General features: G+C 60.9%; 18 protein-coding genes. 8 read left to right on the top strand and 10 right to left on the bottom strand.

The window, feature by feature from the left end; all coding sequences use genetic code 11:
* Positions 1-25: 25 nt before the first annotated feature.
* The gene (locus tag AC1DIS_RS27635) at positions 26-433 is read right to left on the bottom strand and encodes a response regulator (protein WP_305409080.1); all 408 of its coding nucleotides are present in this window, start codon (positions 431-433) and stop codon (positions 26-28) included.
* 202 nt (positions 434-635) lie between these two features.
* Here AC1DIS_RS27635 and AC1DIS_RS27630 point away from each other — a divergent pair, with 202 nt between their 5' ends.
* Entirely contained in the window at positions 636-1,574 is a 939-nt protein-coding gene (locus tag AC1DIS_RS27630; protein WP_428636265.1) for a class I SAM-dependent methyltransferase, read from the top strand.
* A 15-nt stretch (positions 1,575-1,589) separates the two neighbouring features.
* Here AC1DIS_RS27630 and AC1DIS_RS27625 read toward each other — a convergent pair whose 3' ends face one another.
* On the bottom strand, positions 1,590-2,363 hold the full coding sequence (locus AC1DIS_RS27625) for a helix-turn-helix transcriptional regulator (RefSeq protein ID WP_258614102.1): 774 nt from the start codon (positions 2,361-2,363) through the stop codon (positions 1,590-1,592).
* 111 nt (positions 2,364-2,474) lie between these two features.
* Between AC1DIS_RS27625 and AC1DIS_RS27620 the strand changes: the two genes are divergently transcribed.
* Positions 2,475-3,518, top strand: coding sequence for a polyamine ABC transporter substrate-binding protein (locus AC1DIS_RS27620; protein WP_477781211.1), 1,044 nt, complete (start codon positions 2,475-2,477; stop codon positions 3,516-3,518).
* A 147-nt stretch (positions 3,519-3,665) separates the two neighbouring features.
* Positions 3,666-4,787 (top strand): DmpA family aminopeptidase, encoded by a 1,122-nt coding sequence (locus AC1DIS_RS27615; protein ID WP_064617582.1) that lies wholly within the window; start codon positions 3,666-3,668, stop codon positions 4,785-4,787.
* Positions 4,788-4,973: 186 nt separating this feature from the next.
* On the opposite strand, the gene AC1DIS_RS27610 is transcribed toward AC1DIS_RS27615, so the two are convergent.
* Positions 4,974-5,627 carry an NAD(P)H-dependent oxidoreductase gene (locus AC1DIS_RS27610; protein WP_064617580.1) on the bottom strand — a complete coding sequence of 218 codons (654 nt, stop codon included), beginning with the start codon at positions 5,625-5,627 and terminating at the stop codon, positions 4,974-4,976.
* Positions 5,628-5,727: 100 nt separating this feature from the next.
* Between AC1DIS_RS27610 and AC1DIS_RS27605 the strand changes: the two genes are divergently transcribed.
* Both AC1DIS_RS27605 and AC1DIS_RS27600 read left to right on the top strand, forming a co-directional pair.
* Positions 5,728-6,360 (top strand): TetR/AcrR family transcriptional regulator, encoded by a 633-nt coding sequence (locus AC1DIS_RS27605; RefSeq protein WP_477743191.1) that lies wholly within the window; start codon positions 5,728-5,730, stop codon positions 6,358-6,360.
* Between the two features lie 113 nt (positions 6,361-6,473).
* The gene (locus AC1DIS_RS27600; RefSeq protein WP_018928963.1) at positions 6,474-8,237 is read left to right on the top strand and encodes an L-lactate permease; all 1,764 of its coding nucleotides are present in this window, start codon (positions 6,474-6,476) and stop codon (positions 8,235-8,237) included.
* Between the two features lie 28 nt (positions 8,238-8,265).
* On the opposite strand, the gene AC1DIS_RS27595 is transcribed toward AC1DIS_RS27600, so the two are convergent.
* Genes AC1DIS_RS27595 through AC1DIS_RS27585 form a run of 3 tightly spaced genes read right to left on the bottom strand, consistent with a single transcriptional unit; the run spans position 8,266 to position 13,993 of the window.
* Positions 8,266-9,651 carry an efflux transporter outer membrane subunit gene (locus AC1DIS_RS27595; RefSeq protein ID WP_086945607.1) on the bottom strand — a complete coding sequence of 462 codons (1,386 nt, stop codon included), beginning with the start codon at positions 9,649-9,651 and terminating at the stop codon, positions 8,266-8,268.
* Positions 9,648-12,794 carry an efflux RND transporter permease subunit gene (locus AC1DIS_RS27590; RefSeq protein ID WP_477743192.1) on the bottom strand — a complete coding sequence of 1,049 codons (3,147 nt, stop codon included), beginning with the start codon at positions 12,792-12,794 and terminating at the stop codon, positions 9,648-9,650. Before AC1DIS_RS27590 ends, AC1DIS_RS27595 begins: the two co-directional genes overlap by 4 nt.
* A 2-nt stretch (positions 12,795-12,796) precedes the next feature.
* The gene (locus tag AC1DIS_RS27585; RefSeq protein ID WP_477745483.1) at positions 12,797-13,993 is read right to left on the bottom strand and encodes an efflux RND transporter periplasmic adaptor subunit; all 1,197 of its coding nucleotides are present in this window, start codon (positions 13,991-13,993) and stop codon (positions 12,797-12,799) included.
* Between the two features lie 113 nt (positions 13,994-14,106).
* Here AC1DIS_RS27585 and baeS point away from each other — a divergent pair, with 113 nt between their 5' ends.
* Together baeS and AC1DIS_RS27575 are read left to right on the top strand one after the other, a co-directional pair.
* Complete coding sequence (baeS, locus tag AC1DIS_RS27580; RefSeq protein ID WP_477743194.1) at positions 14,107-15,525, top strand: sensor histidine kinase efflux regulator BaeS; 1,419 nt, start codon at positions 14,107-14,109, stop codon at positions 15,523-15,525.
* A gap of 3 nt (positions 15,526-15,528) precedes the next feature.
* Positions 15,529-16,212: a response regulator gene (locus AC1DIS_RS27575; protein ID WP_477743195.1), complete on the top strand. Its 684-nt coding sequence runs from the start codon at positions 15,529-15,531 to the stop codon at positions 16,210-16,212.
* Between the two features lie 74 nt (positions 16,213-16,286).
* Here AC1DIS_RS27575 and AC1DIS_RS27570 read toward each other — a convergent pair whose 3' ends face one another.
* The 4 genes from AC1DIS_RS27570 to AC1DIS_RS27555 all read right to left on the bottom strand — a co-directional run bounded on the left by AC1DIS_RS27570 (position 16,287) and on the right by AC1DIS_RS27555 (position 21,004).
* A complete protein-coding gene (locus AC1DIS_RS27570) occupies positions 16,287-18,413 on the bottom strand; it encodes a TonB-dependent siderophore receptor (protein ID WP_477743196.1) in 2,127 nt (708 codons plus the stop codon).
* A 91-nt stretch (positions 18,414-18,504) separates the two neighbouring features.
* Entirely contained in the window at positions 18,505-18,954 is a 450-nt protein-coding gene (locus tag AC1DIS_RS27565) for a hypothetical protein (RefSeq protein ID WP_258614447.1), read from the bottom strand.
* Positions 18,955-19,061: 107 nt separating this feature from the next.
* Positions 19,062-20,324: a HAMP domain-containing sensor histidine kinase gene (locus AC1DIS_RS27560; RefSeq protein ID WP_477781210.1), complete on the bottom strand. Its 1,263-nt coding sequence runs from the start codon at positions 20,322-20,324 to the stop codon at positions 19,062-19,064.
* Positions 20,321-21,004 (bottom strand): response regulator transcription factor, encoded by a 684-nt coding sequence (locus AC1DIS_RS27555; protein ID WP_138867430.1) that lies wholly within the window; start codon positions 21,002-21,004, stop codon positions 20,321-20,323. Before AC1DIS_RS27555 ends, AC1DIS_RS27560 begins: the two co-directional genes overlap by 4 nt.
* A 223-nt stretch (positions 21,005-21,227) precedes the next feature.
* On the opposite strand from AC1DIS_RS27555, the gene bamA reads away from it, so the two are divergent.
* The coding region (gene bamA / locus AC1DIS_RS27550; RefSeq protein ID WP_477781209.1) for an outer membrane protein assembly factor BamA at positions 21,228-23,388 on the top strand (2,161 nt) is incomplete at its 3' end.

Raw genomic sequence — 23,388 nt, 5'->3', positions numbered from 1 at the left:
GTTGTCAGCTAATGTACACCAGCTCTTACAGACCTCGGGTCGACTGCAAGGCGCGTTGCACACAATCGAGCAACTGCCCCACCGCCCAGGGTTTCTTGATGAACGAAACCGGATGCTTGACCCCGGAGCTTTTCGGAGTTTCGAAGCCAGACATGATCATGATCGGTTTGTCTGGCCAACGGTCGCCAAACTGATTGGCCAGGTCCGCGCCATTGAGTTTGCCCGGCATGGTGATGTCCGTCAGCAATAACCTCACCTGCGGGGCGTGCTGTTCCAGAAACTGCGATGCGGCGTCCGCGCTGATCTGTGGTTCAACCGCAAAGCCTTCCTCCTGAAGAATTTCGCAAAGAAACTCCAGGATCAACGGGTCGTCCTCAACCACAAGAATCAATCCGCCAGACAAGCGCGCGCCCGCCGTTGATGCTGGACTCATGACTGTACTACTCCCTGATTGCGCAAATAGTTTCGCAGGCTCAAATCCGCCACCTACAGGTATGAACAGCGGACCTCGCGAAAAATTCATTTTTGATACACCTATCCAGGGCATTCTCCGTTCCAGGCCGCTAAACATGACCGTTTGTCCGCGCATAATTGTGGTTAAAATGCCGCCCTTTCCACATGACCGACCCTGCCCGATGAATCCAGACGCCCTCTCCATCCTCCACGACCATTTGCTCACAGCGCTTGCGGCAGCACCTGCAGAAACCCGTCGGCTGTTCCACGGCCGTGGCCGCTGCTGGCCGGGGCTGGAGCAATTGACCGTCGACTGGCTCCAGGGCGTGGTGCTGGTCTGTGTGTTCAAGGAGCCGCTAGCGTCGCAACTGGACGATTTGAAGCATCGACTGATGGCGATCACACAGGCGCCTGCGTGGAAAACCTCCGGCGCACATACCTTGCTCCTGCAACATCGCTATCTGCAGGAAAGCACCACCGAATGGCTGCTCGGGGAGCCGATCGAGGAAATGACGATCACCGAGGGCGGCCTGCAGTATCGCGTGGATCTGGGCCGCAAACAGAACACCGGCCTGTTTCTCGATATGCGCTACGGCCGCGATTGGGTACGGGCCAATGCTGACGGCAAGCGGGTGCTGAACCTGTTTGCCTATACCTGCGGGTTTTCAGTGGCCGCCATCGCGGGAGGCGCTACGCATGTGGTCAACCTGGACATGTCCCGCGCGGCCCTGAGCCGTGGTCGCGACAATCACCGGCTCAACGGCCATGACTTGAGCAAGGTGAGCTTTCTCGGCCACGACCTGTTCAAGTCCTGGGGCAAAGTGATCAATAGCGGCCCTTATGATCTGGTGATCATCGACCCACCGTCCTTTCAGAAAGGCAGTTTTCTGCTGACCAAGGATTATCAGCGCGTGCTGCGCCGTCTCCCGGAACTGCTCAGCCCCCAGGGCACGGTTTTGGCCTGCATGAACGACCCGGCTTTTGGCGCGGACTTCCTCATCGACGGCGTCACTCGCGAAGCACCGAGCCTACGGTTTGAGCAACGGTTGGAGAATCCGCCGGAGTTTCCCGATGCCGATGTTGAGTGTGGGTTGAAGGCGTTGGTGTTCAGGCAGGGGTAATTGAAGATCCAAAGGTCAACGCGGCTGCAACACCAGCGCAAACAACTCGCCATGCCCGTTAACGTTGAGCTTGTGGTAAAGATTGCGCCGATGCACCTTCACCGTTTCCGGGGAAATACCCAGTTGCTGGGCGATGGCTTTGCTGGAAAAGCCCTGGAGGATCAACCGCGCCGTCTCGACTTCGCGCCCCGACAAACGTGCGTCGAAGCGGTCCAGCAGGGTCGCCAGATCGCCGGCCACGGCCTCGGCGGTCGGCCCTTCCGGGGGCAGCAGTTGCAGGTGACGGCGCATGGCCGCCAGCACCCAATCGCGCACGCACAGCAGACGGCCCTGTTCCTCAAGGGTGAACGCCGTCGTGCGCCCCAAGGATAAACCGAGCACCGCTCCGTCAACGTTGACCATGAACTGCAATTCGTCGCTGCCCACCACCGAGCGAAAGTAGCTCAGGTAATACTCGCTCTGCTGAAACTGGTCGGGGGCCACCGACGCCAGGCTGTGCAAGCCATCGGCAATACCAGCGCACGCGGCCTGATAAAACGGATCGAGCAAATACATACCGGCGCTGTAGTCCGCCAATTCCTCATGCTCGTCGGCGCCGCCCTTGGAATCGAAATCGATCAGTAGTCGCGGCACCCGCCCTGACCGCATCACCGCGACCAACGCGTTATCCAGTGGTACCAGTAGCCGCAAGGTGTCCACCAGCGCTCGCCAGAAACCTTCCTGCCCCAATGTGCCAAACACCCGCGCCAGTCCCTGGTGCATCGGCAATTCTTTGAGCAACGCGTCCACGCCCTACCCCTTTTGAGTAACCCATGATGGGAATGGGTGAGTACCTCGCCTGCCGATACGCTGCAAGCACCTGATCATCACCGGCCTGCAGCAGGCCAGGAGTGCCGCATCATGAGTTGTCACCGTTCGCATATCAACCTGGGACTGAGCGCCTGCTTGTGCGCTTCGCTGTCGGCAGTCGCCGCCGACAACCCCACCGTGCACGTCTACAACTGGTACGACTACATCGGCCCCACCACCTTGCAGGACTTCAAGCGCGACACGGGGATCCAGCCGGTTTACGACACCTTCGACAGCGCCGAAGTCCTGGAAGGCAAACTGCTGACCAGCCGCAGCGGTTATGACGTGGTGGTGGCCAGCAACTTCAGCCTGCCGACGCTGATCAAGGCCGGTGCGCTGGCGCCACTGCCTCGCGCGCAAATGCCCGGCTTCAAAAACATGGACACCGACCTGTTGGCGAAACTGGCCAACAACGATCCGGGTAACCAGTACGCTGTGCCGTATCTGTGGGGTACGAACGGTATCGGCTACAACGTCGACAAGGTCCGTGCCGCGCTGGGCGACAAGGCGCCAGTGAACTCCTGGGAACTGGTGTTCAACGAAGCGAACCTGGCCAAGCTTGGCGACTGCGGCGTAGCCATGCTCGACTCGCCTTCGGAGATGCTGCCGGTCGCGCTGCATTACCTGGGCCTGCCGCCCAACAGCACCGACCCCGAGGACTACAAGAAAGTCCAGGCGCTGCTGCTCAAATTGCGCCCGCACATCGCCTACTTCAACTCCTCCAAATTCATCAGCGACCTGGCCAACGGCAACATCTGCGTGGCGGTGGGCTGGTCTGGCGCGATTCTGGAAGCCAAGGCCAACGCCGAACAGGCGGGTAATGGCGTGAAGATCGCCTACAGCCTGCCGAAAGAAGGTGCGCCGGTGTGGTTCGACACCTTGGTACTGCTCAAGGACGCCCCGCATCCGCAGCAAGGCGTGGCGTTCATCGACTACTTGATGCGCCCCGACGTCATCGCGCCGGTCAGCGACCACCTGTCCTACCCCAACGGCAACCGTAGCGCGACCAGCCTGGTGACCGAGGCGACCCGCAACAACCCTGCTGTTTACCCACCGGCCGAGGCCATGGACAAGCTGTTCACCCTGGAACCCTGACCGCGTCAGCCGGATTCACGACGGCTTCGCCGCCGAACGCAGCCTCGCAGGCTCGACAGCTGCTACGGCCGAACGCGGCGTTCGGCGGCTGCTACTGGAACGGTCGATAAGCCCCATTTTTTGAACGAATTGAAGATGAGAGAAATAATGAAACCACGTGCCCGCAACCTGAACATTCAGTTTGGCCAACTGCAACCCGGCCCCCTCAATGCCATCACCGATGTGCCCGGCGTACGGGTCGGTCACAGCAATGTGCGAGGACAAACCGCTGACGGCCGCGACATTCACACCGGCGTCACCCTGATCGAGCCCCGTGCCGGCTCCACCAATCAACAGCCGTGCTTCGCCGGCGTCCATGTGCTCAACGGCAATGGCGATGCCACGGGGCTGGAGTGGATTCGTGAGGCCGGCCTGCTGACCAGCCCGATCGCCTTCACCAACACCCACAGCCTGGGCGTGGTGCGTGATGCGCTGATTGCGCTGGATCGTCAGGACCAGCCCGACGACGGGCGTCTTTACTGGAACATGCCGGTGGTGCTGGAAACATTCGACGGTTTGCTCAGCGACATCAACGGCTTTCATGTACGTCCTGAACATGTAGCCGAAGCGTTGCGTACAGCGGTCGGCGGCCCGGTCATCGAAGGCGCCGTGGGCGGCGGCAGCGGGATGATCTGTCATGAATTCAAGGGCGGGATCGGCACCGCATCGCGGCGGCTGAATGCAGCGCAGGGAGGCTGGACCGTCGGTGCGATCGTCCAGGCCAACCACGGCATTCGCAACGAGTTGCGCGTCGATGGTTACCCGGTGGGACGTTATATGGAACAGGCCGATTCGCCTTTCCTCAAAGCTTCCCTGCCTCATCCGGGCATGGGCTCGATCGTCGTCTGCCTGGCCACCGATGCGCCTCTTCTGCCGCACCAATGCACCCGACTCGCGCAACGCGCCAGCCTCGGCCTGGCTCGCACCGGCGGCGGCAACGAAGACCACAGCGGCGACATCTTCGTGGCCTTCGCCACCGGTAATCAACACGTGCCGCCGGCCGCTTATCAAGGCAAAGGCGCACCCACCTGCGACCACCTGAGCATGGTCAACAACGACCACATCAGCGAACTGTTCCTCGCCGCTACCGAAGCCGTGGAAGAAGCGATCATCAATGCCCTGCTGGCTGCCAATACCACCGAAGGCAACGGTCATACAGTGCCCGGTCTGGACGCCGACACCTTGCTCAAGGCGTTGCGCCGGGCTGGTTGGCCAGGGGCAGCAGACTAATGGTACTTGAGTGCTAAACCACGGCTTCCTACGATAGTGGTACGCAGCGGTTGGAGGTTTAAGCCGTTGCGTAAGTGGTGGGTGAACTGAACCCCAATAAGCCCACCCCTTGTTTCATGCGCATCTTGAGCCTCTCGGCTCTACTTCCTCCCCATCAAAGAGCTTTGAGGCTCTTTTTTTTGCCTGTCAAAAAGCCTCGGCGCTGACCGCTCGGCAACGCTGAACATCCTGCTCCGCGTCGCAGCGTCCGGAGGCAGCGAAAAGCTCACGACCGATCGCGCGCGCAGCCTGCAGATGAACCGTCGGTTCCTGGATTTCCGATTCGAGCAGCAACTCGGACGTCACCACGCAAGCACCGCAATAATCGAAGATCCCATGGTCGATCTGCGTCTTCATGGCGTCGGCATAACCGTGGCGCGCATAGGTTCCTGCGTCGGCACCGCCAACACCCACCAGATGAACCCGCAGATGGCGAAGCTTCTTCTCCAACCTGGCATCCGCCGCGAAATCGAACGCCCAGCCATTGGCGAACACACGGTCGATCCAGCCTTTGAGCAGCGCCGGCATCGACCACCAATAAACCGGATAAACCAGCACCAGTGCATCGGCGCGATCGATTCGCGCCTGCTCGGCGGCCACATCGGCGGGCGGCGGTGCTTCACGGTGATGGACGGCGAGATCGGCCGCGCCGAATCTCGGATCGAACCCTTGCGCCCAGAGGTCCGCAATTTCGAAAGAGTGGTCGGCATCCGCCTCGGATACTCCTTCAGCGACGTGTCTCGCGAGGCTATGGGTAAGCGATTGGGGGTCATGGTGAGCCACAACGATGAGCGCGTGCATAACAAAATCTCCTGCTACGGAATGAGTGATTGAGGGTGAAAGACGAGCCTTATATACTCTTGGTAAGTTACGCTCAGCAAGCTACTTTTGGTATATAGCCATGTCAAGCACCGAAACACCCGAGCAAGATTCCAATCCGCAACCGCGCCGGCGGATGTCGCGGGAGGAGCGCCTGCGCCAGTTGCTGGATGTCGCCTGGCAACTCGTTCGAGAGGAAGGTACGGACGCGTTGACGCTTGGCCGGCTCGCCGAACAGGCGGGGGTCACAAAACCGGTGGTTTACGATCACTTCACCACCCGCCCCGGGTTGCTGGCGGTGCTCTATCAGGAGTTCGACGCACGTCAGACCGCGCTCATGGATACCGCGCTTGAAGCCAGTGAACCGACACTGGCCAGCAAGGCAATGGTCATCGCCTCGTCTTATGTCGACTGCGTTCTGCTTCAGGGCCGCGAGATCCCGGGTGTGATCGCGGCGCTGACGAGCTCGCCCGAGCTGGAAAAGATCAAGCGCGAGTACGAAGCGATCTTCATGGGCAAGTGCCGCAACGCCCTGCTCCCCTTCGCCGGCACCGGTGATATCGCGCCAGCGAGTCTTCGGGCGATGCTCGGTGCCGCCGAGGCGCTGTCCCATGCCGCCGCGACCGGAGAAATCACCGCGGAGCAGGCACAGGACGAACTCTTCGAAACGATCGTGGCGATGGTCGAAAGGAGCGCACGCTTCAGGAGGGTCTAGAAACCTAACGCGCATCGTAGGGCTGGCAAGCACCCGCCAGGACAGCAGCGTATTGCCACCTATACTCAAGCCACCTTCCCCGCGCTACCCACAATAAAAAGCAGAGGTGGAAAATGGTCTGGCAGCAAATCTACGACCCCTTCGGTAACCCGGTGCTATCAACCCTCATGGCGGCGACGCCGGTGGTGGTGATGCTGGTTTCCCTGGCGTTTTTCCACATCAAGGCGCATCTGGCGGCGTTGTTGGCCCTGGGTTCGGCCTTGCTGATCGCGATTTTCGCCTTCGGCATGCCCGCGAACATGGCGGGCTCGGCCGCACTGTTCGGCGCCGCCAACGGTCTGTTGCCGATTGGCTGGATCGTGCTCAACATTATTTTCCTGCATCGGCTGACCACCGAGAACGGCTCGTTCAAAGTGCTGCAAGACTCCCTGGCGCGCATCACCGACGACCGACGTCTGCAATTGCTGCTGATTGCCTTCTGCTTCGGTGCCTTCTTCGAAGGGGCCGCCGGTTTCGGCACTCCCGTGGCGGTAACCGGGGCCATTTTGATCGGGCTGGGTTTCTCACCCCTGGCCGCGTCTGGCCTGGCGTTGATTGCCAATACCGCGCCCGTGGCGTTCGGTGCTCTGGGCACGCCCGTCATCACCCTGGCCAAAGTGACCGGGCTGGATGAAATGGAGCTGTCGATGATGGTCGGTCGGCAGTTGCCGTTCTTCTCGGTGATCGTGCCGTTCTGGCTGATCTGGGCCTTCGCCGGATGGCGCAAGATGCTGGAAATCTGGCCGCCGATTCTGGTTGCCGGCGTCAGCTTCGCCATACCGCAATTCCTCGTCTCCAACTACCACGGGCCAATGCTGGTGGACGTCATCGCGGCACTGATTTCCATGGCCTGCCTGACTGGTTTCCTCAGGGTCTGGAAACCAGCCACGGTGCATACCTCGGCCGCCCTGTCAGGGCGAGTCGACAACTCCAAAATAGCCCAGGAGCATGACCAGAAACCCGTCGCCAGCGCGACCTTTGCCAGCGATGCAAAACCCGCGGTTATGCGCGCCTGGATGCCGTGGATCATCCTCACGGTGTTCGTTTTCGCCTGGGGCACCCAGGGCTTCAAAAACTTGTTCGATACCCGCCCGGCCATGGATCCGCAAACCCACTCGGCCAAGCTTGATCCGCAGGGCAAACCGATGCGCGAGGCCAACCCGATCTTTGCCCCGAGCGTGACCTTCACCACGATTCATCAACAGATCGAGAAGGTCCCGCCGGTGGTGCCCGCACCGAAAGCCGAGGACGCGATCTACAAGTTCACCTGGTTCACCAGCACCGGTAGCGGCATCTTGCTCGCGGCGATCCTCGGCGGGCTGCTGATGGGGTACTCAATCCCGCAACTGCTGCACCATTACCTGCGAACGCTGTGGGTAGTGCGCTATTCGCTCACCACCATTGTGGCGATGCTCGCCCTGGGTTTTCTCACCCGCTATTCGGGCCTCGACGCCACCATGGGCCTGGCCTTCGCCGCAACGGGCATTTTCTACCCGATGTTCGGCACCCTGCTCGGCTGGCTCGGCGTGGCCCTGACCGGCTCGGACACGGCCTCCAACGTGCTGTTCGGCGGCTTGCAACGGGTGACCTCCGAGCAACTGGGCCTGAGCCCGGTGCTGATGGCCGCCGCGAACAGTTCTGGCGGGGTCATGGGCAAGATGGTCGACGCCCAGTCGATCGTGGTCGCGTCCACCGCCACCCGCTGGTACGGCCATGAAGGGGAAATCCTGCGCTACGTGTTTTTCCACTCCGTGGTGCTGGCGATTCTGGTCGGCGGGCTGGTGACGTTGCAGGCGTATGTGGCGCCGTTTAGCCATATGGTGGTGGGCGGGCACTGATCCAGGGGGGCGGGCCTGATCGCGAACATTAATTCCAGCCGCCCCCCATTACCTTGTACAACGTCACCCGGTTGCTCTGCTCGGCCAGACGCAGGGTGATCAGGTCCTGTTGGGCGCTGTACAACGAACGCTGGGCGTCCAGCGCTTCGAGGTAGCTTTGCGAGCCGCCGCGATAGAGCGCGTCGGCCAGTTCAAAGCTTTTACGGCTGGCGTCGGTCAAGGCTTGCTGGGCCGTCAGACGTTGGTCCAGGGTGCTGCGCACCGCCAGGGCATCGGCCACTTCTTTGAAGGCGGTCTGCAAGGTTTGCTGGTAGGTCTGCACCTGAATTTCACGCTCGACCTTGGCCGCATCCAGTGTCGCGCGATTGCTGCCGGCATCGAAGATCGGCAGGCTGACGCTCGGGGCGAAGGTCCAGGCGCCGCTGCCGGACTTGAACAGGCCGGACAAGGCCGAACTTGCAGAACCGGCATTGGCGGTCAGGCTGATGCTCGGAAAGAACGCCGCCCGCGCCGCGCCGATATCCATGTTGGCCGACTTGAGGGTGTGTTCGGCGGCCAGCACATCCGGGCGCCGTTGTAACAGACTGGACGGTAACTCATCCGGCACCTGCACCAGCAGCGCGACCGATTGCAAACTCGCACCGGGAAGCAGCTCATCGGGAACATCACTGCCGACCAGCAAGCGCAAGGCATTGCGGTCCTGGAGAATCTGACTGGCGTAGACCGCCACATCGCCTCGGGCCGACTCCACAGTGGTTTGCGCCTGGGCCAGGGCCAAGCCGGAAGAGCCACCCAAGGCATGGCTGCGTTGGGTCAGTTCGTAGGTTGCCTGTTGGCTGCGCAGGGTTTCCTGGGCCAGTTGCAAACGCTCGTTGTCCGCCGCCAGCGTCAGCCAGGCCGTGGCCACTTCAGCCACCAGGCTGATCTGGGTGCTACGCCGGGTTTCGGTCAGCGCCAGATAGTCTTCCAGCGCTTCGTCCTGAAGGTTCTGTACCCGCCCGAACACATCCAGTTCATAACTGCTCAGCCCCAGTTGCGCACTGTACTCATGACTGGTGCTCGCCGTGCCGCTGCTGGACGTGCGGCTATGTGTGCCGCTGACTCCTGCATCGATGGTGGGAAACGCCGCCGCCCGTTGAATGCGATATTGAGCCTGGGCCTTTTCGATGTTCAGGCTGGCCAGACGCAAATCACGGTTGTTGGTCAGCGCCAGGGTCTGTAAGCGCGCCAGGCGACTGTCGGTAAAAAACTGCTGCCAGTGAATATCCGCCGCCGAATCGCCTGAGGCCACGCTGGTCGACGGCAACCATTGCCCGGCGACCGGCGCTTCGGGGCGCTGATACTGCGGCGCCAGATTGACACAACCACTGAGCAACACCAGAGCAGCCAACAAGGGCCAATGAAACTTGATCATGCATCACCTTTCTGCGCGGTTGGGTTGGCGGTTGTTGCGGTGGATACGCGACCGAAACGACGACGGATCAGCACGAAAAACAGCGGCACAAAGAAGATCCCCAGCACGGTGGCGCTGAACATGCCCCCCAGCACGCCAGTGCCGATGGCCTGGCGCCCGGCAGAACCGGCGCCGGAGCTCAATGCCAGTGGCAACACGCCGAACATGAAGGCCAAAGACGTCATCAGGATCGGTCGCAGGCGTTGGCGCACGGCAGTCAGTGTCGCGTCCCGCAGGCTGTTGCCCTGCTCTTGCAGGTGCTTGGCAAACTCAACGATCAGAATCGCGTTCTTCGCCGCCAGTCCCACCGTGGTCAACAGCCCGACCTGGAAGTACACGTCGTTGCTCAAACCACTGAAGCGGGTCGCCAGCACCGCGCCGACCACCCCCAGCGGCACCACCAGCATTACCGAAAACGGCACCGACCAACTCTCGTACAACGCCGCCAGGCAGAGGAACACAAACAACACCGAGATCCCGTACAGCAGCGGCGCCTGGGAGCCGGACACGCGCAGTTGATATGACTGCCCGGTCCACTCGTAGCCGATGCCTTCGGGCAGTTGTTTGATGATCGCTTCCACCGCATCCATCGCAACCCCGGAGCTCACCCCCGGTGCCGGATCACCGACCACCTCCAGCGAGGCGTTGCCGTTGTAGCGTTCCAGCAACGGCGAGCCATAGCTCCACGCGCTGCTGGCGAACGAGGAAAACGGCACCATCTCACCTTTGCTGTTGCGCACGAACCAGTGCTCCAGGTCGGCCGCCTGCATCCGCGCCGACGCCTCGCCCTGCACGTAGACCTTCTTCACCCGCCCCTGGTTGAGGAAGTCGTTGACGTAAGTGCCGCCCAACGCGGTGGACAAGGTGCTGTTGATGTCACTGGTGCTCAGGCTCAAGGCGCCGGCCTTGCGATCGTCGATGCTGACTTTGAGCTGCGGTGTATCGTCCAGGCCATTGCTGCGTACTCCCAGCAGCCGCGGGTCTTTCTTCGCCAACTCGATGAACTGCTCCCGCGCGGCGACCAGGGCGTCATGCCCCAGCCCGCCAAGGTCTTTGAGTTGCAGGTCGAAACCCGAACTTTGCCCCAGGCCACGTACAGCGGGCGGCTGCATGACAAACACGTTGGCATCGCTAATGCTCGCCAACGCCAGGGTTGCACGTTGGGCAATAGAAGCCGCGTCCTGCCCTTTCCCTGAACGCTCGCTCCAGTCCTTGAGTTTGATGAAAGCCCGGCCGGTATTCTGGCTGTTGCCACCCATGCCCAAACCGCTGATGCTGATCAGCGCCTCGACTTCCGATTGTTCGAGCATGTAGCTCTCGAACTGCTTCATGACGGCCTGAGTACGGCTATCGGTGGCGCCCACCGGCAATTGGATCTGCGCCATGAGGATGCCTTGGTCTTCGTCCGGTAAGAACGAAGTCGGCAGGCTGGCATAACCAGCGCCCATCGCCAGCAAAATCACCCCGTACACCAGCAGGCTCCGACGCCCACGCTGCAGAATGCCGCCGACCCATTGTTGATAGCGCAAGGCGCTGCGTTCGAAGCTGCGGTTGAACCAGCCGAAGAAGCCGCTTTGCGCACCATGGCCCTGGGCATCGGACGGCTTGAGCAAGGTCGCACACAAGGCCGGTGTCAGGGTCATCGCCACCAACACCGACAGGAGCATGGCCGAGACGATGGTCACCGAAAACTGCCGATAGATAATCCCGGTGGAACCGCCAAAAAATGCCATGGGAATAAACACGGCGCTGAGCACCAGAGCGATGCCGATCAGCGCGCTGGTGATTTCCGCCATGGACTGGCGAGTCGCCGCCAGCGCCGAAAGTCCCTTCTCACTCATCACCCGCTCGACGTTCTCCACCACCACGATGGCATCGTCCACCAGCAGTCCGATAGCCAGGACCATGGCGAACATGGTCAGGGTATTGATTGAATAGCCGAACAGCGCGAGCACGCCGAAGGTGCCCAGCAATACCACCGGCACGGTGATCGCCGGGATCAGCGTGGCCCGCAGATTCTGCAGGAACAGGAACATGATCAGCACCACCAGCACGATCGCTTCGCCCAGAGACTTGACCACCTCTTCGATGGACAGGCTGACAAAGGGGGTCGTGTCGTAAGCGATCACGTTCTTGAGCTGCATTTGCGCAGGGTAGAAAGGCTCCAGTTCCTTAAGTTTGGCCTTCACCGCTTCACCCACGCTCAGGGCATTGGCCCCGGCGGCGAGCTGCACGCCCATGGCGGCAGCGGGTTTGCCGTTGAGGGCAGAACTCACGTCGTAGCTTTCACTGCCCAATTCGACCCGCGCCACATCGCCCAACAGCACCACGGCTCCATTGCTGGTGGACTTGACCACCACGTTGCGAAACTCTTCGGCGGTTTGCAGCTTGCTGCGGGCACTGATAGTGGCGTTCAACTGTTGCCCGGCCACCGCTGGCAAGGCACCGAGCTGGCCGGCGGACACCTCGGTGTTTTGTGCTTCCAGGGCGCTACTGATGTCCGAGGGCATCAACGCATACTTTTCCAACAGGGCCGGATCCAGCCAGATGCGCATGGCATAACCCGAACCGAGGGTCTGCACGTCGCCGACGCCATCGATACGACTGATCTGGTCAAGCAAGGTGCTGGAAATGTAGTCGCCGATCTGGGTGCCGGTGACGCTTGGGTTGTCGGAGGCCAGGGCGGCAATCATCAGAAAGTCCGAACCGCCCTTGGTCACGGTCAGGCCTTCGCTCTGCACCGATTGCGGCAGTCGTGATTCAGCCTGTTGCAGTTTGTTCTGTACCTGCATCTGCGCCACATCCGGGTTAGTGCCGGCGGCAAAGGTCAGGCTGATGCTGGCGCTGCCCGCCGAACTGCTGGAGGCCGACATGTAGGTCAGGTTATCCAGCCCTTTCATCTGCTGTTCGATGACCTGCGTCACCGAGTTTTCCACGGTCTCGGCCGAGGCGCCGGTGTAGGTGGCGGAGATCCGTACCGTTGGCGGCGCGATGTCCGGGTACTGTTCCAGCGGCAGTTGGCTGATCGACAAGGCGCCGGCGAGCATGATGACAATGGCGATGACCCAGGCAAAAATCGGTCGATCGATAAAGAACCGCGCCATGCTCAACCCTCCTGCGCAATGGCAGTCGGCGCCGATTGCCGCGTGCGGCTGCGAGTGCCCGGGTTTTGCGCCAGCACCGGGGCGCCGACCCGGACTTTCTGCCCGCCCTCGACAATCACCTGGTCACCCGCCGTCAGGCCCGAGGTGACCCACCATTGGTTGCCCACGGCGCGATCGATAGTCAGCACACGCTGTTCGACCTTGCCATTGACCACCAGCAACACCGACGTCACGCCACTGGCGCTGCGGGTCACGGCTTGCTGCGGAATCAGGATCGCTTGATCGTCCCGGGCCTGCTCCAGCACCGCCCGTACATACATGCCCGGCAGCAACAGCCGGTCCGGGTTGGCGATTTCCGCCCGCAGGGTCACGGTGCCGGTGCCCTCATTGACGCTGACCCCGCTGAATTTCAAGCGGCCCTCATGGGCGTAGGTGCTGCCGTCGTCGAGCTTGAGACTGATCCGCGCTTCGCCCTCGCCGTTGCTTTGCAGCACACCGCTGGCGAGGTCGCGCTTGAGGCGCAACAGCTCAGTGGTCGATTGCGTGATATCCACGTAGATCGGGTCCAGTTGCTGCACCGTGGTCAGTGCGCTGTCCTGATTGGCCACCACCAATGCGCCAGGGGTGACCGTCGAAGTTTCGATACGCCCGCTGACGGGCGAGCTGATGCGGGTATAGGCCAGGTTGATGCGCGCGGTATCCACGCCGGCCTGGGCCACTTGCAGTTCAGCCTCGGCGGTCAGCAGACTGGCCTGGGCATCCTCGTTGTCCTGCTGGCTGATGGCATCGATCTTCGCCAACTGGGCATCACGCCTGGCTGTGGCCTGGGCCGACTTCAACGTGGCGCGAGCTTTGGCGAGGGTCGCCTGTGCTTCAGCCAATGCAGCCTTGTATGAGGACGCGTCCAGCTGATACAGCGCCTGTCCGGCCTTGACCTCGGCACCTTCGACAAACAGCCGCTGCTGGACGATACCGCCGACCTGCGGGCGAATCTCGGCGATCATGAACGCCTGAGTGCGCCCGGCCAGCTCCGTGGTCAGCGCCTGGCTTTGAGGTTGCACCGTGATCACTGACACTTTGGCCGGTTCGACCACGGGCGCGGATGCGCCGGGGGAGCAACCGCTCAACACCACCAGAATGATCAAGGACAGTAAAACCGCGGCGGTTACCAGGGATTTGGCGAAAATTTTGGTCGACATAAATGCCTCTGCAAGACGGGGTGGCTGAAGCCAGACGCCATACTGCGAGGCAAATGTGCAGGAAAATTGAAGATTGCCTGCCGCCCTTGAATCTTCGTCGCGCCAGGGCCTAAATGGACGGGCCATTCACCGACCTGCCCGAGCCCATGAAACTGAGTATCTCCACCAAACTGTTTATCGCGGTACTGGCCAGTGTGCTGTTTGTCATCCTGAGCATGGGGCTGGCCAACGGCTGGAGCTTCGGCAAAGGCTTTCTCGATTACCTCAACGAACAGGCTCTGTTGCGCATGACCCCAGTGCTGCCGCGCCTGGCCAGCGCCTATGAGCGCGAAGGCAGTTGGGAATTTCTGCGCAACCAGCCGGATCGCTGGTTCGAACTCATGCGACCGGAGCCGGGCGTAGACTTCACCAACCCGCAGCAGCCGACCCTGCCCACGTCTGACCTGACCGGCGCGGTGTTTCGCATCGCTCTGTTGGACCAGCAAAAGCAGTTGGTCATGGGCTACTCGGCGATTGCCGACGACGCCCTGATGCGCCCGATCGAGGTGGCCGGTAAAACCGTCGGCTGGCTGGCGGTAACGCCGTTCCAGAACGTGACCGAAGCCGGCGGTGAACGCTTTCGCCTGTACCTGTTGCGCACCAGTCTGGCCGTGGGCGTGTTCTCGTTGCTGCTGGCAATGCTGATCGCCTGGTGGATCGCCCGCACTTTGCTTGACCCCGTCAAGCGAGTAGCCGCCGCCACGCATCGATTGGCCGCAGGCGAGTACAGCAACCGGGTGGCGGTGTCCTCCAATGACGAAGTCGGTCAGTTGGCCCGCGACTTCAATCAACTTGCGTATACGCTGGAGCGCAACGAAAAAATGCGCCGGGAGTTCATGGCCGATGTGTCCCATGAACTGCGCACCCCGCTGTCGGTGTTGCGAGGTGAACTGGAAGCGATCGAAGACGGTGTGCGCACCCTCGATCAGTCGTCGATGAAATCGCTGCAAGGCGAAGTCGGCATGCTCAGCAAACTGGTGGATGACCTGTATGAACTGTCCCTGGCCGATGTGGGCGCGCTGACCTACCGTAAAAGCGAATGCGATCTCAACGATCTGCTGCAAAGTTGCGTGGCGATGTTCCAGGAGCGCTGCAACGCCCGGCACTTGCGCTTGGAGCTGGAACTACCGACAGCGCCGCCAAGGGTGGAAGCCGACCCCAAGCGCTTGCAGCAACTGTTCGGCAATCTGCTGGAAAACGCCGTGCGCTATACCGATGAAGGCGGTGTGCTGCGTATTCGTGCGGCCAGCGATGGCGACGACGTACGCATCGATTTCCTTGATTCCGGCCCCGGGGTCGATGCGGATCAGTTACCGCGGCTGTTCGAGCGCTTCTACCGCGGCGAAACCTCACGCAACCGCGCCAGCGGTGGCGCCGGTCTGGGGCTAGCGATCTGTCACAGCATCGCCCTCGCTCACGGCGGCAGCCTCAGTGCCGATCATTCCCCGTTGGGTGGCCTTTGGCTGACCCTGCGCCTGCCACGGAATGCCTGAACCATGGTCAACGACAACTCGATCCTGATCGTCGAAGACGAGCCCAAGCTGGCCGCGTTGATGCGTGACTACCTGATCGCCGCTGGGTATGCGACCCAATGCCTGGACAACGGGCTGGAGGTGGTACCGGCGGTCCGTGCCCGCGAGCCACGGCTGATCCTGCTCGACCTGATGCTGCCTGGACGCGATGGCCTGCAAGTGTGCAAGGAACTGCGCAGCTTCAGTGCCGTACCGATCATCATGATCACCGCCCGCGTCGAGGAAGTGGATCGCCTGCTCGGACTGGACCTGGGCGCCGACGACTACATCTGCAAACCCTTCAGCCCGCGTGAAGTGGTAGCCAGGGTCAAAGCCATCCTGCGACGCAGCCCTCAGCTTTTGACGTCTGCACCACCGCGTCTACAGATTGACGAAGAACAGTACCTGGCCTCCCTCGACGGCATAACGCTGGACCTGACACCACTGGAATTGCGCCTGCTAAGCACCCTCGCCCGCTCGCCGGGACGGGTGTTTTCCCGGGATCAGTTGCTCGACCGGATCTACTCCGATCACCGGGTGGTCACCGACCGCACGGTCGACAGCCATATCCGCAATCTGCGGCGCAAGCTCGAACAAGCCTGCCCGGGGGAGCATCCGATTGAATCGTTGTATGGGGTGGGTTATCGGTTTCAGCTCGCCGACGCCTGAAGCGTCGTCGAGTTGAAGGAAGGCTACCGCCCCGTTCCACGGGCAGAACGGGGCGGCACATCAAGACAGTGCGATCAGAACGTCACGCTGGCGCTGAGGCGTGCCGTGCGCGGCTCGCCGACATTGACCGCCAGTTGGCTGCCGGTGGAGGACGGGTAGTACTGTTTGTCGAACAGGTTGTCGACGTTGAACTGCAGCGACGTCTTGTACCCGAACATCGGCGCCTCCCAGCGCACGAAGGCATCGGCGACGGTGTAGCTGCTCAGCCAGAAATCGTTGGCATTGTTGGCCGCACGCTCGCCGACATAACGCGCACCGCCGCCTGCATGCCAGGCCCCGAACTCCGTAGGCACATTCAGGTGATGGGTAAGGTACAGGCTTGCGGTGTGCTTCGGCGCATCGGCGAGGCGGTGACCTTCGTCATCCGGATCGTCGAGGATTTCCGTGTGAGTGTAAGCGTAGGTGCCGATCAGGTCCCAGCGCTCGGCCACACGCCCGGTGATGTCCAGTTCCAGACCCTGTGAGCCGACTTTGCCCGCCGCCTCCGAGAGGCTGACGCCACCGACCGTCTGGGTGGTCACGACGTTTTTCTTCTCGATGTCGAACAGCGCCAGGTTGATGTTCAGCCCCGGCAGCGGATCGTACTTGGCGCCGACCTCATAACTGCGGCCCTCCTCCGGATCGAAGGTATGGCCGGCATCGTCGACTTGGGTATTGGGCTTGAACGAACGACTGTAGTTACCGTACAGCGACAAGCTATCGGTGGCTTTGTAGACCAGCCCCAGGAACGGCACGAAGGCATCGCCGTTATCGTCGCGGTTGACCTTGTAGCTGCTGCCGCGGCCCTGATCGCTGTACTGATCGAAATGCTGCTGGCGACCGCCGAGAACCAGGATCCAGCGGTCATCAAGGTGCCAGTTATCCTTGAAGTACACGGAGCTGGAGTTCAACTGGTTGCTCAGGTCACTTTGGCTGGCACTGACAAGGCTCGGCTCGGCCAGACGACCATAAACCGGCGAGGTGATGTCGAAGCCTGACTGCGCGGTATTACGGTAGGTTTTGCCACGGAATTGGTCGGACGCTTCGGTGTCCGCGCCGATCAGCAAGTCATGGCGCTGGCCGAACAGTTCCTGCTGGCCGATGAAATCCCAGCTGGCGTAACGGGTTTCATCGTCGTAGTGAGCGCCGTTGGCAGCACGTCGCAGGTTGTTGCCGGTCAACGAACTCGGCTGGGCAATCGAGAGGCTGTAGCGGTCGTTGTTCCAGCCGTAGGTAACGCGGGTTTTCCAGTCGTCACTCAGCTGATACTCGAAACGCGCGGTGGCCAATTCACGGATACCGACGCTTTTGGCCCATTTTTCGTCGAGGCGCTTGTCGTAGTCGATGTCCGCCGGATGACCATTGGTGAACACCGTGCCACGGTCGAAGGGTTTGGAGTAATCGTTGTATTCGTAGCTGAGGGTCAGGCTGGCTCGTTCGCCCGTCCAGGTCAGCGACGGTGCAACCAGGGTGCTTTCATTCACGCCGTAGTTGCGCCAGTAATCCTCGTGGCCGCGTTCGGCAATCAGGCGATAGGCCAGGCCGGTATCGCCCAGCGGCCCGGTGGTGTCCACGGCCATGGTGCCGCCGCCTTCGCTGTAGGCCGAGCCACTCAGGGTCGTGCTCTGGGTGTATTCAGGCTTCTTGCTGATCACGTTGATCAACCCGCCGGGTTCCAGCGCGCCGTACAGCATCGACGCAGGCCCTTTGAGCACTTCGATGCGATCCGTCGTGGCGCTGAAGTTTTTCCCCAGGTTGGAACGCACGCCATCGCGCAGGATCGAGCCGTCATCGTTGGTGCCGAAACCGCGCTTGACCAACGAGTCCCGGGAACCGCCCAGGGTGTTGCCCTGGCTGACGCCGCTGACGAACTTCATCGCGTCGTCCAGCGAGCGCACCTGATAGTCGGCCAGGGTTTGCCGGGTTACGACATTGACCGATTGCGCCTCCTCCTTGATCGGCACATCGCTTTTGCTTGCGGTGCTGGCTTGAGAGGTGGTGTAGCTGGTGTCTTGACTGACGCGGCTCGCCTGAATATCCGTGGTCGGCAGTTCAATCAGTTCCTGTGCCCACAAAGGACCGGCGAACATCACGCAGGACAGTGTCGGCAGCGCGTGTTTGATGAAAACCTTGCGGCGGGCAAAGAGGTGGGGATGGCTCAAGACGTTGCACTCAATGAGTTAGTAGTAATGATTCTCATTGTATGGTGCGATGTATTTCCAGTAAACACCTTCGCGGTTATTAACTAACGAGTTATTGCTCTGCCACATAGATGATGGTTTGCGCGCTGTCTGCTGTCGCGGGCGGACGGGTGAAATAAGTGTCGCCGTCATCCGTGAGGATCTCGTATTGCACCTTGCCGGCGATACGGCTCGATACAGCGGCATGCTTGATGATCTTCAGCACCCGCTGAAATTTCACGCTTTGGGTGCCGTTCTGGGCAGGCCCGGTGAGCACATTGACCGTTTGAAACCAGCCATCATTTTTTTTGTTCGATACCAGGGTGCTGGTCAACGCCTCAAAACGCTCCAGTCGGGTAAAGCCCCAGAGCGTCTGCTCCTCGACCGTTTTGCCCTGCGCGGTAGAACCCGTAAACACAAACAGATTGATGGCCGGATTGTCTTCACAAAAGAAGTCATAGGGCACCAGCCCGTCGACCATTTTCTTGCCGGAAACGAAGCCCTTTTTATGAACCAGAAACATGCCCACCTCCACACTGAAACATCAGCAAACGCTGCGTAAGTTTGAGCGGGAAGTCTACTGAGGCGAGGCGTACAGAGCCGTCAAGCCAATGTAATATCGTGTAAAGATCACGCCTGACGGGGCAAGCTGATTTCCACGGTCAGCCCAGCGGACGGCTCGTTGCGCGCCACAATCGTGCCGCCATGCATTTCCACGGCCCTTGAGGCGATCGCCAGGCCCAGGCCGAAACCGGCACTGGCCTCGCTCAAGCCACGCTCGAACGGGTAGAAAATGCTCAGCAGCCTCTCGTTTTCAACACCCGCCCCCTGATCGGTAATCCGCACCGTCAGGCAGTCTGCTTCGAGATTGACCTCAGCCGACACAACAACCGCCGTCATCGGTCTGGTATGGCGCACCGCGTTGCGAATGACGTTCTCGAAACACCGATACAGCAACTCGCCGCTGACCCRACTGACAAAGGCCGGGCACGCCTGCAGACTGACCCGGCAACCTTTCATTCCCGCCTCGAATTGAGCGTCCTCGACGATCACCGCCAGCAACTCGATGATGTCGAGTGGCTCGCGGTCGATACTCTCGGGCCGGCCCTGCATGCGCGCCAGGGTCAACAACGCCTCGATCAACGTATCCATTCGCACCGATTCGCGCTGGATGCGCTCCACCATTTCCTGGCGGGCCGGTTCTTGCTGCAACAGCCCGATGGCAGCTTGCATGCGCGTCAACGGTGAGCGAAGTTCGTGAGAGATGTCATGCAACAGGTGTTGCTGGGCCTCCACCAGCAGTTTCAGCTGGTTGGCCATTCGGTCACAGTCCCCGGCCAGATCGACGATTTCATCGCGGCGCCCGCCCATCATCGGTTTGACCCGGGTTTCGAAGCGCCCCTTGGCCACATCGCTCATCGCCCGCCTGAGATAGGCCAACGGCCACGCCAGGTAATACGCCATATACCCGCTGAACAGCGCACTCATCACCGTGCCGATGATCAGCGGGATCGAACGCCCCGGCCCTTGCTCACCTTCTTTGCCAAGGGGCTGTGAGGATCTGAGCGAGAGGGCCAGACCGTCCTTGCTGATGACCGTTCGCTCAAACGCTGGCCGCGGAACCGGCGACCCAGCCAGCAGTTGACCGGCACTGTCATAGACACCAATGGTTTCGTCACCGGGGTGCCGCCACACTGTCAGCAATTGCCTTCCCGACTCGACGCCGAATTGTCGCAGCAGCTGTTCCTCGCTGGCCAGGATGGCCTCCAAATGAGGATCGCCAGGCCCGTGATTACCCAGTACCAGAATGCCCACCCCGACCAGAAACGTCAGGCTGGTGGCGAGCCAAAACGCCAGGAACAGTTTCCAGAACAGCCGACTGGGTTTCATCATTCGGCGATCAACAGATAACCGAGGCCACGCACGCTCTGAATCCAGGCCTTGGCGTCAGGGCGCGGACCGAGCTTCTGGCGAATGCTGCTGATGTGCACGTCGATGCGCCGGTCGTAGCGGGTCAAGGGACAGCCCAAGGCATTGAGCGACAGGTCCTGTTTGCTCACCACCTGCCCGGCACAGCGGGCCAGTTCTTCGAGCAGGCTGAACTCGGTGCTGGTCACCCCCAGCTCGCCCCCCTGCCACTGGGCCTGGCGCTTGCCGGGCCACAAGACCAGCGGGCCGGTCCTGATCACTTCGGTGGTGGGCTGATCCGCCGGCTGCACCCGACGCATGATTGCCCGCAAACGCGCCACCAGTTCCCCCGGTGAACTGGGTTTAGGCACATAGTCATCGGCCCCCAGTTCCAGGCCGGTGATCTTGTCGATGTTATCGCCACGGGCCGTGAGCAACACCACCGGTACCTGGCTCACGGCGCGAATGCGCCTGAGCACCTCGATACCCGACAGGCGTGGCAGCATCACGTCCAGCACCACAATGCTGTAGCGCCCGGACAGTGCTTGAATCTCACCCTCCTCGCCCGTGTGCACGGCGGTCGCCTCGAAGCCTTCACGCTCCAGGTATTGGCTGAGCATTCCAGTCAGTTCCTGGTCATCGTCGACGAGCAATACAGAGATCATGGCGGGCTCTTGAGTGGGGGCCGCGCATTATCGCCCTTGCGCTGCACAGCGTCATCGCCCCGGGCAAACCTTTACCTAACTTGACACTTGGTTAACCGCACCAAACGCACCGAGCTTTTATGCTTCACCTCCACCAGCCTGCTCGCTTCGCGGTAACTCGTCTTGCTGTGAGATATCCGCGCCCGCCTACGCTGCTTGTCGATGTGTTCTGGATAAGATCTTGATGAATTTTTCGCGCCTGCTCTGCTCGGCTGCACTATTGCTCAACGCCACATTTGCGCACGCCCAAGGCTTCAAAATTTCCGATATTCGCATTAATGGCCTGCAACGGGTTTCCGCCGGCAGCGTGTTCGGTGCATTGCCGTTGAACGTCGGTGATGAAGCGGATGATCGTCGTTTGGTGGAGTCCACCCGTGCGTTGTTCAAGACCGGTTTCTTTCAGGATATCCAGCTGGGGCACGACGGTGACGTGCTGATCATCACGGTGGTCGAGCGCCCCTCGGTCGCCAGTATCGAGATCGAAGGCAACAAGGCGATCTCCACTGAAGACCTGATGAAGGGCCTCAAGCAATCCGGTCTGGCCGAAGGCGAGATCTTCCAGCGCGCCACCCTCGAAGGCGTGCGCAACGAGCTGCAGCGCCAATACGTCGCTCAGGGCCGCTACTCGGCGTCGGTCGATGCCGAAGTGATCCCACAACCGCGTAACCGCGTGGGCCTGAAAATCAAGATCGACGAAGGCTCTGTCGCGGCGATCCAACACATCAACGTGGTGGGCAACACGGTCTTTGCTGATGAAGACCTGATCAACCTGTTCGAGCTCAAGACCAGTAACTGGCTGTCGTTCTTCAAGAACGATGACAAGTACGCCCGCGAAAAACTCTCCGGTGACCTGGAGCGCCTACGCTCCTATTACCTGGATCGCGGCTATATCAACATGGACATCACCTCGACCCAGGTGTCGATCACCCCGGACAAGAAACACGTCTATATCACCGTCAACATCAACGAAGGCGCGAAGTACACCGTTCGTGACGTCAAGCTCAGCGGTGACCTGAAAGTGCCTGAAGACCAGATCCGCTCCCTGTTGCTGGTTCAGCAAGGCCAGGTGTTTTCCCGCAAGCTGATGACCACCAGCTCGGACTTGATCACCCGTCGCCTGGGCAACGAGGGTTACACCTTTACCAACGTCAACGCGGTCCCCAACCCGAATAATGACGACCATACCGTCGATATCACCTTCGTGGTCGACCCGGGCAAGCGGGCCTACATCAACCGCATCAACTTCCGTGGCAACACCAAGACCGACGACAAAGTGCTGCGCCGCGAAATGCGTCAGATGGAAGGTGGCTGGGCATCGACCTACCTGATCGACCAATCCAAGACCCGCCTGGAACGACTGGGCTTCTTCAAGGAAGTCAACGTCGAGACGCCGGCTGTAGCGGGCGTCGACGACCAGGTTGACGTGAACTACAGCGTCGAAGAGCAGGCCTCCGGTTCGATTAGCGCCAGCGTCGGTTTCTCTCAGAGTTCCGGCCTGATCCTCGGAGGTTCGATCACTCAGAACAACTTCCTGGGCACGGGCAACTACGCCAGCCTGGGCCTGACCCGCTCGGACTACCAAAGCAAGTACAACTTCGGTTTTACCAACCCCTACTTCACGCCGGACGGGGTGAGCCTGGGCTACAACCTGTTCTACAACGCCACCGACTACAGCGATTATTACAGTGACGGCGTTTCGTACTACTCCATCAACAGTTATGGCGCCGGCACTTCACTTGGCTACCCGATCAATGAAACCTCACGGCTGAGTTTCGGCCTGACCGTGCAACACGACAACATCGAGCCAGGCACCTACAGCGCTGATGAGATCTACGATTTCATTGCACGCGAGGGCAAGGAGTTCAACAACTTCAAGGCCAACCTCGGCTGGTCGGAATCGACCCTGAACAAGGGCGTGCTGGCCACCCGCGGACATTCGCAGAACCTCAACCTGACGGTGACAGTGCCCGGCAGTGATCTGAGTTTCTACAAGATCGATTACACCGGGCAGACCTTCCTGCCACTGAGCAACGCCACTTCGCTGCGTTTCCACACCAAGCTCGGTTATGGCAACAGCTACGGCTCGACCGACGGCCTGCCCTTCTATGAAAACTACACGGCCGGTGGCGAAGGTTCGGTGCGCGGCTTTGAAAGCGGCACCCTCGGCCCGCGCAACACCCCGGCCACCGGCACCTATGCCAGTGCCGGCCAGGCGTATTATTCGGATCGGGACACCGACGCATTGGGCGGCAATATCCTCATTACCGGCGGGGTCGAATACCTGTTCCCGATGCCCTTCATCAAAGACAACAAATCCCTGCGCACTTCGGTTTTCTGGGACGTCG

This window comes from Pseudomonas sp. 05N433, assembly GCF_056396925.1.
This window is presented reverse-complemented; position numbering and strand designations above follow the sequence as displayed.

What these genes read in the sequence shown, in the direction of transcription:
- AC1DIS_RS27610 (WP_064617580.1), bottom strand. Translation starts at nt 5,627, where the DNA reads ATGCACGCGCTCATCGTTGTGGCTCACCATGACCCCCAATCGCTTACC.
- AC1DIS_RS27565 (WP_258614447.1), bottom strand. Translation starts at nt 18,954, where the DNA reads ATGTTTCTGGTTCATAAAAAGGGCTTCGTTTCCGGCAAGAAAATGGTC.
- AC1DIS_RS27585 (WP_477745483.1), bottom strand. Translation starts at nt 13,993, where the DNA reads ATGTCGACCAAAATTTTCGCCAAATCCCTGGTAACCGCCGCGGTTTTA.
- AC1DIS_RS27590 (WP_477743192.1), bottom strand. Translation starts at nt 12,794, where the DNA reads ATGGCGCGGTTCTTTATCGATCGACCGATTTTTGCCTGGGTCATCGCC.
- AC1DIS_RS27620 (WP_477781211.1), top strand. Translation starts at nt 2,475, where the DNA reads ATGAGTTGTCACCGTTCGCATATCAACCTGGGACTGAGCGCCTGCTTG.
- AC1DIS_RS27555 (WP_138867430.1), bottom strand. Translation starts at nt 21,004, where the DNA reads ATGATCTCTGTATTGCTCGTCGACGATGACCAGGAACTGACTGGAATG.
- AC1DIS_RS27595 (WP_086945607.1), bottom strand. Translation starts at nt 9,651, where the DNA reads ATGATCAAGTTTCATTGGCCCTTGTTGGCTGCTCTGGTGTTGCTCAGT.
- AC1DIS_RS27575 (WP_477743195.1), top strand. Translation starts at nt 15,529, where the DNA reads ATGGTCAACGACAACTCGATCCTGATCGTCGAAGACGAGCCCAAGCTG.
- AC1DIS_RS27615 (WP_064617582.1), top strand. Translation starts at nt 3,666, where the DNA reads ATGAAACCACGTGCCCGCAACCTGAACATTCAGTTTGGCCAACTGCAA.
- baeS (WP_477743194.1), top strand. Translation starts at nt 14,107, where the DNA reads ATGGACGGGCCATTCACCGACCTGCCCGAGCCCATGAAACTGAGTATC.
- AC1DIS_RS27605 (WP_477743191.1), top strand. Translation starts at nt 5,728, where the DNA reads ATGTCAAGCACCGAAACACCCGAGCAAGATTCCAATCCGCAACCGCGC.
- AC1DIS_RS27630 (WP_428636265.1), top strand. Translation starts at nt 636, where the DNA reads ATGAATCCAGACGCCCTCTCCATCCTCCACGACCATTTGCTCACAGCG.
- AC1DIS_RS27600 (WP_018928963.1), top strand. Translation starts at nt 6,474, where the DNA reads ATGGTCTGGCAGCAAATCTACGACCCCTTCGGTAACCCGGTGCTATCA.
- AC1DIS_RS27635 (WP_305409080.1), bottom strand. Translation starts at nt 433, where the DNA reads ATGAGTCCAGCATCAACGGCGGGCGCGCGCTTGTCTGGCGGATTGATT.